The sequence below is a fragment of the Rothia sp. P7181 genome, assembly GCF_048513015.1.
In the GTDB taxonomy this organism is placed as follows: Bacteria; Actinomycetota; Actinomycetes; order Actinomycetales; family Micrococcaceae; genus Rothia.
In genome coordinates this window covers 63,160-75,182 of sequence record NZ_JBLXXZ010000005.1, presented here as the reverse complement: position 1 = coordinate 75,182, position 12,023 = coordinate 63,160, and the positions used below count along the sequence as shown (strand labels likewise).

General features: G+C 49.3%; 9 protein-coding genes. 7 read left to right on the top strand and 2 right to left on the bottom strand.

Features of this window, described 5'->3' with window-relative positions; all coding sequences use genetic code 11:
* Positions 1-10: 10 nt before the first annotated feature.
* Positions 11-2,119, bottom strand: a complete 2,109-nt coding sequence (pflB, locus tag ACN08Z_RS03865; RefSeq protein WP_419103279.1) for a formate C-acetyltransferase — start codon at positions 2,117-2,119, stop codon at positions 11-13.
* A 558-nt stretch (positions 2,120-2,677) separates the two neighbouring features.
* Here pflB and ACN08Z_RS03860 point away from each other — a divergent pair.
* The 4 genes from ACN08Z_RS03860 to ACN08Z_RS03845 all read left to right on the top strand — a co-directional run bounded on the left by ACN08Z_RS03860 (position 2,678) and on the right by ACN08Z_RS03845 (position 8,611).
* A complete protein-coding gene (locus ACN08Z_RS03860) occupies positions 2,678-4,009 on the top strand; it encodes a M50 family metallopeptidase (RefSeq protein ID WP_419103278.1) in 1,332 nt (443 codons plus the stop codon).
* 222 nt (positions 4,010-4,231) lie between these two features.
* The gene (gene ispG, locus ACN08Z_RS03855; protein WP_419103277.1) at positions 4,232-5,401 is read left to right on the top strand and encodes a flavodoxin-dependent (E)-4-hydroxy-3-methylbut-2-enyl-diphosphate synthase; all 1,170 of its coding nucleotides are present in this window, start codon (positions 4,232-4,234) and stop codon (positions 5,399-5,401) included.
* A gap of 78 nt (positions 5,402-5,479) precedes the next feature.
* A complete protein-coding gene (locus tag ACN08Z_RS03850; protein WP_419103276.1) occupies positions 5,480-6,643 on the top strand; it encodes a GNAT family N-acetyltransferase in 1,164 nt (387 codons plus the stop codon).
* Between the two features lie 153 nt (positions 6,644-6,796).
* Entirely contained in the window at positions 6,797-8,611 is a 1,815-nt protein-coding gene (locus ACN08Z_RS03845) for a proline--tRNA ligase (RefSeq protein ID WP_419103275.1), read from the top strand.
* Positions 8,612-8,702: 91 nt separating this feature from the next.
* On the opposite strand, the gene ACN08Z_RS03840 is transcribed toward ACN08Z_RS03845, so the two are convergent.
* Positions 8,703-9,554, bottom strand: a complete 852-nt coding sequence (locus ACN08Z_RS03840; RefSeq protein ID WP_419103274.1) for a hypothetical protein — start codon at positions 9,552-9,554, stop codon at positions 8,703-8,705.
* A gap of 182 nt (positions 9,555-9,736) precedes the next feature.
* On the opposite strand from ACN08Z_RS03840, the gene rimP reads away from it, so the two are divergent.
* The 3 genes from rimP to ACN08Z_RS03825 all read left to right on the top strand — a co-directional run bounded on the left by rimP (position 9,737) and on the right by ACN08Z_RS03825 (position 11,940).
* Positions 9,737-10,327: a ribosome maturation factor RimP gene (gene rimP / locus ACN08Z_RS03835; protein WP_419103273.1), complete on the top strand. Its 591-nt coding sequence runs from the start codon at positions 9,737-9,739 to the stop codon at positions 10,325-10,327.
* A 138-nt stretch (positions 10,328-10,465) separates the two neighbouring features.
* Positions 10,466-11,461 (top strand): transcription termination factor NusA, encoded by a 996-nt coding sequence (gene nusA, locus ACN08Z_RS03830; protein WP_419103272.1) that lies wholly within the window; start codon positions 10,466-10,468, stop codon positions 11,459-11,461.
* 173 nt (positions 11,462-11,634) lie between these two features.
* On the top strand, positions 11,635-11,940 hold the full coding sequence (locus ACN08Z_RS03825; RefSeq protein WP_419103271.1) for a YlxR family protein: 306 nt from the start codon (positions 11,635-11,637) through the stop codon (positions 11,938-11,940).
* Positions 11,941-12,023: the final 83 nt, after the last annotated feature.

Sequence of the window (12,023 nt, the reverse complement as noted above, 5' to 3'; positions counted from 1 at the left end):
TTATATGCGGTTAGTCTTCTTCTGGTAAGAATCCTGCATCAAGGATTCCTACAAGGTTCTGAACCTGTTCTTCTTTGGTGCGTCCCAATGCGGTGGGGGTGATGGTGTTGGTCAACGAGATACCGTCGAGAGCATCTTGATAGTCAAGTTTGCCAACAGAAAGCATGGAAGCCACCATGCCGTGTGTATCCATACCGTTTTCGGGGTTTGCGCCGGGGGAGAAGGGTGTTCCTGCACGGTGTCCGGAAGGGAAGTTTCCGGTAGCTTTACCGTAGACAACGTTTGAGGTAATCGTGAGCACTGACTGGGTGGGGATAGCATCACGATAAAGCGGGATAGCTTTAATCTTGCTCATGACAGTGTGAACGATTGTTGCAGCAATATCGTCTGCTCTGTCATCGTCGTTTCCGTATGCGGGGAAGTCTCCTTCGGTGATGTAATCAACGATGAGTCCTGTTTCGTCGCGGACTGGAGTAACTTTCGCATATTTAATAGCTGATAGTGAGTCCGCAACAATGGATAGCCCAGCGATACCGCATCCCATAGCTCGAATGACGTCGGAATCGTGAAGCGCCATCTCAATAGCTTCATAAGCGTATTTATCGTGGCAGTAGTGAATGATGTTGAGTGCTTCAACGTATGTTGCAATCACCCAATCGAGCATTTCTTCATACTTTTGCCAGACTTCGTCAAAGTCGAGAGGCCCGTCACCGGTGATGGGTTCGTACCCTTCAACGATGAGCTTCCCGCTCATCTCGTCTCGTCCACCGTTGATTGCGTAAAGCAATGCTTTAGCAGCGTTGACACGAGCACCAAAGAATTGCATTTGTTTTCCGACCTTCATGGGGGATACACAGCATGCAATGGCGGCGTCGTCTCCCCAAGTGTTTCGGATTTGTGGGTCGGACTCGTATTGGATGGAGGATGTTTCGATGGAGATAGCGGAGCAGAACTCTTTATATCCTGCGGGAAGTTTTTCGTCCCAGAAGATGGTGATATTTGGTTCTGGGGCTGGTCCGAGGTTGCGTAGAGTCTGTAGGAGTCGGAAGGATGTTTTGACGACGAGGGTTCGTCCGTCGTCTCCGAATCCTGCATCGGACCATGTTGCCCAGTATGGGTCTCCTGAGAAGATTTGATCGTAGTCGATGGTGCGTAAGAAGCGGACGATGCGTAGTTTGATAACGAGCGCGTCGATCATTTCTTGTGCATCAGATTCGGTGATGGTTCCGTTGGCGAGATCTCGTTCGAAGTAGATGTCGAGGAAGCCAGAGAGTCGTCCGATGGACATAGCGGCGCCGTCTTGTGATTTGACGGATGCGAGGTATGCGAAGTAGGTCCATTGGACGGCTTCTTGTGCGTTTTTTGCGGGCCCTGAGATGTCGAATCCGTAGGCTTGTGCCATGTTCTTGAGTCGTTTGAGGGCTTTGATTTGTTCTGAGTGTTCTTCGCGGTATCGTGCCCAGTGTTCGGAGAATCCTTGGTCAGCGACTTTGTGTTTGTCGGCTTCTTTTTCTCGGATGAGGAAGTCTACGCCGTAGAGTGCTACACGGCGGTAGTCGCCGATGATGCGTCCACGTCCGTAGGCATCGGGTAAGCCGGTGATGATGTGTGATGAACGGGCTGCTCGGATACGTGGGGTGTAGATGTCGAATACTGCGTCGTTGTGGGTTTTGCGGTATTCGGTAAATATTTTTTTGATGTCTGGGTTGGGTTCTTTGCCGGCTTCTTTGATGGCGGTTTCGACCATGCGCCAGCCGCCGTTGGGCATCATGGCGCGTTTGAGGGGGACGTCTGTTTGTAGTCCGACGCAGACGTCGTCGTCTTCGCTGATGTAGCCGGCAGGGAATGCGTCGATTTCTGCAGGGGTGTTGGTGTCGACGTCATAGACGCGTTGTTTGCGTTCTACAGAGAGGTATTTCTTTTCGAGGGTGTCCCAGACTCTGAGTGTTTTGTCGGTGGGGCCGGCGAGGAAGGAAGCGTCGCCTTCATAGGGGGTGTAGTTGCGTTGGATGAAGTCTCTGAGGTCTACATGTTCTTGCCATGGGCCTGGTGTGAAATCTTTCCATGCGACGGCGAAGATGTCGTGCTCTGCTGTGTGCGATTCCGTGGGAACGGTCATGTCTGCACTCCTGTTTGCGGTACCGCGTTTATTTGTGTGTGCGGTGTTTTTATGTGACGTTTTTATCGTATCTATTGAGCTGTTGAATGTTAAAAGGTGTGGTGGTTTTGCGGTAATGACGATTTCTATATCTCATTAATAAACATGCTTTGACTAGCTGTTTTAAAAATATTAGAAAATGTTATTGTGCATTTATGTGATACGTAACGTCTATTGTGTTCTTTTGTGAAGTTTTTGTGTTGGTGACATATAGTTAAAGTTCTGCAAGGTGTTGCGCAGAGGGTTTTTGTGACCATAAGGAGATTGTGTTCTTATGGTTTCATCTTTTCTTGTGTTGTTTTATGGAGGGAGGGGAACAACCTGCACAAATAACACTCACGCCTCGGCCCCGCACACAATAACCACCAAAAATACTGTAAAAACTACGCTTAACATCCCAGAAAAAACTGTGTACTAGCTCAATGCACGGTGCGTAGCACTGCCACAACACTCGAAAACATGGTTTGATAGGTGAAGTTTAAAGAATTTCACCACGAACAGCGCAGAGAGGAAACAAACATGGGTACCGCCTTATTTATTGGGGGAGTTGTCATCATGACACTCGCCATCATTCTCTCTATCGCTTTACACGAAATAGGGCACCTCGTCCCCGCAAAACTCTTCAACGTCAGAGTGCCTCAATACATGATTGGGTTCGGCTCAACCATCTTCTCCCGAAAAGTAGGCGAAACCGAATACGGAATCAAAGCCATCCCTCTTGGCGGATACATATCAATGATTGGGATGTACCCACCCGCCTCAAAAACCACTCGTCACAACCGCCTATCGCAGATTTACCAAGACGCACGCGATATCGACGCCGAACGTATCACGCCAAACGACGACGGCCGATTGTTCTACCAACTGCCAGTCTACAAACGCATTATCATCATGCTCGGCGGGCCCACCATGAACCTCCTCATTGGGGTTCTCTGCATGGCAGTGCTCATCCTCGGCTTTGGAAAATACCAGCCCACAACCACCATCGAAACCATCTCACAATGCGTACATACCGTCACTGCCACTAACGTAGACCAAGCCAACCGTGCCAGCTGCACCAATACAGATCCCGATTCTCCAGCACACGCGGCAGGTCTTATAGCTGGAGATACTATTACTGTTTTTGCCGGTGAACAGGTCACCTCGTGGGAACAGCTCACCTCTCTCATTCAACGGAACGCAAACCACGCTGTTCCAGTAACCGTTGAAAAAGATGGACAAACCCGAGAACTGACCATCACCCCGTTGGAAACGGTGAGACCGGTCTATAACCAACTCACAGGACAATATGAAAAGAACCCCGACGGAACCTACAAAACTATGACCGTCGGATTTATCGGCGTCAGCCCCACTAGCGAACTAACACCAGGGCATATTAGCCAAGTTCTCCCCGAAGTGGGGAACACCCTCGAACGTATTGGCGCAACAGTTCTCAAACTGCCAGCACGCGTATTTGCCGTGGGTGAATCGCTGGTAACAGGAAGCGAACGCCCCGCAGACTCACCGGTTTCTGTTGTTGGTGTAGGTCGAGCAGCTGGCGAAATTGCAGCAACAGACCGCATCGATTTACGTTCTAAAAGCGCTACGCTCATTTCTCTAATCGGTTCCATGAACCTCATGCTATTCGTCTTCAACCTCATCCCACTTCTGCCACTTGACGGTGGACACGTAGCTGGAGCGCTATGGGAGGGCCTCCGAAAAGGCTGGGCACGTCTGAGAGGAAAAGCAGATCCCGGACCCTTTGACCCCGTAAAGCTTCTTCCACTGACATGGGTTGTTGCTGGAGCATTCATCCTGATGTCTGTGGTGCTCATCCTTGCTGATCTCATCAAGCCCATTAATATTTTCTAAAAATATTATCTGTGACAAAACCGACAGTCGCTCTCATAAGGGCTGTATATCGTGGAAGAACAAACCAACACTGACGCTCTTAACATTGCGCTGAGAGCTATATCTACAGCAGAAACTCGTAGCGAAGCCCACTGCATTCGAAAAAACACCGGTATCTAGTGCACAATAGATAACGGTATCGGTGCGCATCGCGCACCACCGACAAGTCTTTGGAGGAACATCTTGGCTTCGGTCAGTTTAGGTATGCCCGCACCCGCCCCGCTTACACTTGCGCCCCGCCGCAAAACCCGACAATTCAAAGTCGGTTCCGTAGGCGTAGGCTCAAACTCTCCGGTGTCGGTGCAATCAATGACAACCACCAAGACACACGACATTGGTGCAACCCTCCAACAAATTGCTGAACTTACCGCTGCCGGTTGCGATATCGTACGTGTCGCCTGCCCCACCGACAAAGACGCAGAAGCGCTCCCTATCATTGCGAAACAATCACAAATCCCCGTTATCGCAGATATCCACTTCAAACCCAAATACGTGTACGCCGCCATTGAAGCAGGCTGTGGAGCCGTTCGCGTTAACCCCGGAAACATCCGCCAATTCGATGACCAAGTCAAAGAAATCGCGCAGATGGCAAATGACCACGGAACCTCCATCCGTATCGGTGTTAACGCTGGATCCCTCGACAAGCGCCTCCTCCAAAAATACGGCAAAGCAACTCCCGACGCTCTCGTAGAATCAGCAGTCTGGGAAGCCTCACTCTTTGAAGAACACGACTTCTACGATTTCAAAATCTCCGTTAAACACAACGACCCCGTCGTCATGGTCGAAGCCTATAAACGTCTTGCAGAACGTGGAGACTGGCCCTTGCATTTAGGCGTTACCGAAGCTGGGCCAGCTTTCCAAGGCACTATCAAATCCGCAACGGCTTTCGGGGCGCTCCTGTCTCAAGGCATCGGTGACACTATCCGAGTGTCGCTTTCTGCTCCTCCCGTTGAAGAAGTCAAAGTGGGTTCACAGATTCTTGAATCGCTCAACCTCCGCCCCCGAAAACTCGACATCGTATCTTGTCCCTCCTGCGGACGAGCACAAGTCAACGTTTGGGAATTAGCAGAAAACGTCACCAAGGGGCTCGAAGGCATGAAAGTGCCACTTCGTGTTGCCGTCATGGGCTGTGTTGTGAACGGCCCCGGTGAAGCCCGCGAAGCAGATCTTGGTGTCGCATCAGGAAACGGCAAAGGACAAATCTTCGTCAAAGGTGAAGTCATCAAGACCGTACCCGAAGACCAAATCGTTGAAACTCTCATCGAAGAAGCCAACCGTATCGCCGAAGAAATGGAAGCTAACGGCGAATACATCCCAGAAGACGGGCCTGGCGCACAAGTCATCGTTAAATAACACCGCAACTACTGGTCAGGGAAATACTAAAACCCTGACCAGTGTTGTACGCCCAACCCGAAGAAAGCTGCTGTTACAGTGCTCTCATTTTTTCAACGCAACACAGACGATGTCTTGATTCGTCCACTGACCACCGATGACTGGGACGAACTCGAAAAGATGATAGCCCTTGACCCCATTAAAAACCTATATGCCTCAGAACATCTAGAACGCTTCGGACTGCCAACACCCTCAGCACTGAGCGGATACCGCCACAACTATGGGTTTATGGGAATCTTCCTCCCCGTCTACGAGAACGCACCATTAGCTCAGCACGGTGTAGAACTCACCTACGGCACGTCAGAAGAAGACCGGAAACCACTAGGCGGTAGTGAAAAAATCGGGCATACCGTCAAAAGAATCACCGGAAAACTCGTCGAAAAAATTACTCCAGAACTATTACGCCCCATTCCTTTACCCAACGAGATTCTTGACTCTGCAGAAAAAGGCTCTCAAGAACAACCCGCAACTTTTTTCACCATGGTTGGAGCCTTCTGGCTAGGGTCAAACTGCGTACCCATCCTAATCCCCAAGGAGTACCGTAAACACGTCAGCACTGTTATTGCTCGTTCGCTCAAATACATTGCTTGCATCATCGGAGAAGCAGAAGATGCACTGGGGCTATGGTCACTGCTTCAATCTAAAACAGGAACACCACATTCGGTATGTGAAAATCAACCGCTACTGTACCTCGACCCACAAAAATCTTTAGAAACACTCACCACACAAAAAATTCAACCTCTCCAGGTAACTCTTGACGTCCCACCCATTGCAGAGAACCCCGTCCGCTGGGCGCGCACCTCCGACCGAGACTCACTGCTCAAAGCCTCCGTTGCAATGTTCATCGAAGAAATCGGCTACGACCCGATGGACAGAGACGCCATCGGATACGCTCAACGAGTTGAAGAATACATCAGAACAGGGAGAAGTCTCGTCGCTACAAACGATGACGGTGTTGTCATCTTCAAAGCAGACCTTGGGTTAGCGTACTCAGACCTCTGCCAAATACAAGGGGTCTGGTTACACCCTGCTTATCGTGGGGTAGGGCTTTCTGCACCTTTACTCGCTCAAGCTATTGAACTAATCCGCCCACGATTCCCTCATATTAGCTTGTACGTCAATAACCATAACCAGCCTGCATACCGCTTATATCAAAGCCTTGGTATGGAACAATATGGTACCTTCGCTACCATCACGTTCTAAAAAACTATCGTTTCTTATCCCGCAACATCGTCGGTGCCTTGCCCCGTTAAGGAACATCATCAACAGAGCATCTACGCTAAAATAAGTACAAATATTCCTCAACAAGTGTCATAAACACTCATGAGCACCCCACAATAAGAATGGATGATTTTGGTGGCTATTCGCCTTTCACAACTCTTTTTGCGCACCCTGCGCGATGACCCCTCCGATGCAGAAGTTATCAGCCATAAACTCCTAGTTCGTGCCGGATACATTCGCCGTGCCGCACCAGGTATTTACACATGGCTACCACTAGGGCTCTCGGTGCTCAACAAAGTACAGAACATCGTCCGCGAAGAAATGAACGCTATCGGCGCCCAAGAAGTACATTTTCCAGCACTGCTCCCACGCGAACCCTACGAAGCCACGAACCGTTGGGATGAATACGGAGATAACCTCTTCCGACTCAAAGACCGCAAAGGTGCAGATATGCTCCTTGCCCCCACCCACGAGGAAATGTTCACACTCCTCGTCAAAGACCTCTACACCTCGTACAAAGACCTCCCCGTCTACCTCTACCAAATCCAAACAAAATACCGTGACGAAGCACGCCCACGTGCTGGACTTTTGCGTGGCCGCGAATTCGTCATGAAAGACTCCTATTCTTTCAACCTTGACGACAGCGGACTCGAAGAAGCCTATAACGCACACCGTGGCGCCTATCAGCGTATCTTTGAACGACTCGGACTAGAAATCGTCATTGTCCAAGCACAATCTGGTGCTATGGGTGGCTCTCGCTCCGAAGAATTCTTGCACCCAACACCCATCGGTGAAGATACCTTCGTACGTTCTGCTGGCGGGTATGCTGCAAACGTTGAAGCTGTCACTACTTACCCGCTAGAAACTGTAGATGCGAGTAACACACCGGCAGCAAGCGTCCGCCAAACACCTCAAGCGACCACCATTGAATCTCTAGTGCAGGTATCAAACGAGCTTTACCCTCGTGAGAACCGCCCATGGGAAGCAAAAGATACCCTCAAAACCCTGATTGTTGCGGTTATTTTGCCTGATGGAGAGCGTCGTCTGGCTGCTATCGGCATCCCCGGAGACCGTAACGTAGATCTTTCTCGTGTGGAGGTGAACATTGGTACGCTACTAGGTGTTGGCGGTGAAGTTGAGGTAGAACCAGCAAACGAGAACGACCTCAAAGACTTTCCACAACTGGTCAAGGGATATATTGGCCCAGGTGTATCACGAGAGCAACAACTCTTAGGTGAAGAATCTGCTACAGGTATTCCTTTCTATGTTGACCCACGTATCGTAGAAGGAAGTGCTTGGATTGCTGGCGCTAACCAAGCTGAACACCACGTATATGACGCTGTTGTAGGCCGTGACTTCGTTGCAGATGCCGTCATCGAAGCATGCGAAGTACGCGAAGGCGATATGGCGCCCGATGGCTCTGGCGAACTATACACCGCACGAGGCATCGAAATGGGACATATTTTCCAGCTAGGCCGTAAATACGCTGAAGCACTTGAGCTCAAAGTCCTTGACCACGATGGAAAACTACAAACCGTTACGATGGGCTCCTACGGCGTCGGCGTCACTCGTGCACTAGCTGCTATCGCAGAAAAAAATAATGATGAGAAGGGCCTTATCTGGCCTCGAAACATCGCACCAGCAGACGTACACGTTGTGGCAACCGGAAAAGGTGAAGAAATCCTTGCTGGCGCTCAGAAACTTGTTGATGAGCTTGAAGCTGCAGGAATCGAAGTCATCTTTGACGACCGCCCGAAGGTATCACCCGGCGTTAAATTTAAAGACTCTGAACTGCTCGGTGTACCGACCATCATTGTTGTTGGACGCGGATACGCAGACGGAAAAATCGAAATTCGTGACCGCCGAACCGGCTCCTCTCGTGAAGTAAACCTTGATGAAGCCGTTGCACAAGTACAACACGAAATAACGGCCGAAGACCTCTGTGCATGAGCATAAAACGCACTAGAATAAGGGTGTTCGTACGGTATAACAACCGCACGAACACCCTTATCTATGCCATCGCCTAAAAATAGCAGAAGAACTAATCTTCTAAGAAAATACGAGTTGATAGAAGAAAAACTGGAACATCACTAGGTACAGTGCTATCAGCAACAACTGCCAAAGCATTCTTCTGCACCGCATCAGAATGCTCTTCTAAAAAGGTGTACCCTTGTGCAACATCAACCGGATACGTAACCTGTTGTGCCGGTAACTGATACTGACAAGACACCGCCTGAACAAGACGCTGCTCTAAGACCTTCGCCTGCTGCTGTAAACGCTCAATACCTGATATTTCTTGGGCAGAAAACTCTTCAACATCAGTTCTTGCCCCAATGACCTCACTAGCATAACGATACGCATAGCTTGTCTGCAGAAGACGCGTAATACTCTCAGGGGCAGGAGTACGCTCTGAAAGAGGACGGCAAGCAACTGTCTTTGGAGCTTTCAGCTCAGAAAGCTTAATCTGATGTTCTTGAGCAAAATCTTGTAACTGCTGAACAAACTCTAACGGTTCAGAACGAACAAAATTTTGAGCTTCGGATTGTTGATCTGCATTGATAAAAACCTCGTGATATAGCTTTTGTACAGAAGAATCAAAGATCTTCTCCCACGAGGGAGAATCATCCTTGGGGCGATCCTTGCTCGCTAGAATATTTGCCGAATGAGGTAACGAATCTAGTTGTTGTTGAACCAAAGATTTTAGCTCATCAGATACGGGAGTTTGCTGTGAAGCTAAAGAATCTTGTACCTCAATGAGAGCGGTAGATATGCGAGTGTACGGTGCCAAAGACTCTGCCTGATGACGCTCCTCAACCTGAGACCACACCCCGAGCGCTAAAACTATGGCAAGGGAACTGCCTGTTAACGCGCTCGCTAAAGTAGAAGATTTCATCGTGGTATCAACCTTTTCCTGTCATAACTGGTGTTGAGAGTGTACGACCTGCCCAATCTACCTTCTCTTTTTGCGTTAGCTCTCACACACCACTGTATTAGGGGTGTTCTCATAGAAAAAGTAGCGCCATAGACGGTAGGCTTAACCGCTAGTTCGATTTAATCTGAAAAAGAAAGTAGCTGATGGTACAACCTTCTCAAAAGAATACTATGAATGCTAGAGAGCGTCGCGCAGCTGAACGTGCTTTAGCTCGAGTATCTACACCCGAACAACACGGCGCATTTCTCAATGTCGAGGATGTCAAAGAGACAATCGAATCAGTCGTTGCACAATTTGACTGCGTACTTGAAAGTCTTAAAGCTCAAGGTTCTGGTGCTCACCGCACTCTAGAAGTTGTCGTTGACTACACTGAAGACCGCACCGATATGCTCTCCTTAGACACCCTAGCTGAAATTTCTGGAGCTCTTTCGAGTGCACTCGACGAAGCAGAAGACGGAAACGTCCCATACTCTCTAGAAGTTTCCTCTCCTGGTGCAACACGTGCACTCACCGAACTCCGACACTGGAAACGTGCTCGAGGCCGTCTCCTCGAAATAACTCTTGACTCCGGCGAACAATTTTTAGCTCGACTCGACGACATCGAAGAAGACGGAGCCGTGATCCGCCGTAAAAAACAGACGAAAAAAGGTCAAAAAGAATCGTACAAAGAGAGCGAAAAACTCCTATGGGAGGCAATTTCTGCCGCAAAAGTAGAAATTGAATTCAATCACTAGTGGGAAAATTCGCTAGAATCACTAAGTAGAGAAAACGTTAAACACGAAGGTTCATGCGGTATCTTCCGCCTGAATGTAAGAGAAGGCGGAGCCGGGGTACACGCGTGCCCCGGTCTGTTGTAGAAGGAAAGGCCTGCCATGGATATTGATTTGAGCATCCTGCGAAAGCTCGAAAAAGAAGGGGATATCGTCCTCGACGAGGTTATTCCCATGATCGAGAACGCACTACTTCTGGCGTATCACAAACAGCCTGGAGCCATTCGCGAATCACGAGCAGAAATTGACCTCACCACAGGAACCGTCACTATCTGGGCACCAGAACTAGACGAAAACGACGAAAAAATTGGGGAATTTGACGATACCCCCAATAACTTCGGACGTATCGCTTCCTCTACCGCTCGACAGATTATTCAGCAACGCCTCCGCGACGCTCAAGACTCTCAAGTTCTCGGTGTATTCCGTGACCGAGAAGGAGAGATTGTTTCTGGCATCGTTCAACAAGGCCCGAACCCTCGCATGGTACACGTCGATTTAGGAACTATCGAAGCAGTTCTTCCGACCTCCGAACAAGTCCCCGGTGAACGCTACCCGCACGGTTTACGCTTCCGCTCATATATTCTTGAAGCCCGACGTGGACCTAAAGGCCCCTCTATCGTACTTTCTCGAACACACCCCAACTTTGTGCGCGGACTTTTTGAACACGAAGTACCAGAAATTCAAGAAGGCCTCGTCGAAATCATGGAAGTTGCCCGCGAAGCCGGACACCGCACAAAAATTGCTGTTCGCGCCACCAAACCTGGTATCAACCCCAAAGGTTCTTGCATCGGAGAAATGGGCGCTCGCGTACGTGCTGTGATGTCCGAACTGAACGATGAAAAAATCGACATTGTTGATTATTCTGAAGACCCCACAGAATTTATTTCTGCGGCCCTTTCACCGGCAAGAGTTAAACATGTAACGGTGATTGACCCTAAAACCTTCTCCGCGCGTGCGGTAGTTCCTGACGATCAGCTTTCTTTGGCTATTGGTAAAGAAGGTCAGAATGCTCGTCTTGCTGCGAAACTTACTGGTTGGCGTATCGATATTCTTTCAGAATCCCGTTATAACCAAGCCATCGGAGAAGACGAAGAATAACACGCAGAATGCGAGTTAACTAACAAAGTTTCAGTTCTATCGACGAAGAACGATAGACTGATAGTGGTGTTACTAAAAATATGCGCCATCGGCGCAACCGTTTTCGTGAGTTATTAACACTAGAAAACGGTATGGAATATCCGAATATAGCAAGAAGGGATGAGCCCATACTCGTGAAACCCCAACGAACCTGTATCGGATGCCGTGAAGTAACAGCACAAGAAGAATTGGTCCGAGTCGCTTTAGACAATATCATCGTGGGGCAACCGCCTCGCGTGGTATGGGATATGCGACGACGACTACCCGGACGTGGAGCATGGTTACACCATAACCATGAATGTTTGAATAAAGCCCAGAAAAAAGGGGCTTTCAATCGAGCGTTCCGCACACGGGTCAATGCCGTAGAACTCGTTGTCGAAACATCAACGTCAGCGATGCTCTCCTCGGCTCGTCATCAGGCGAGTCGGGTGGCGAACTAATGTAAGTCAACTAGTTTGACGACTTCTTATTCGAAAGCGAGTCAGAAAACTGATGGAAACCCTATGAGTGCCGCACGATGAGT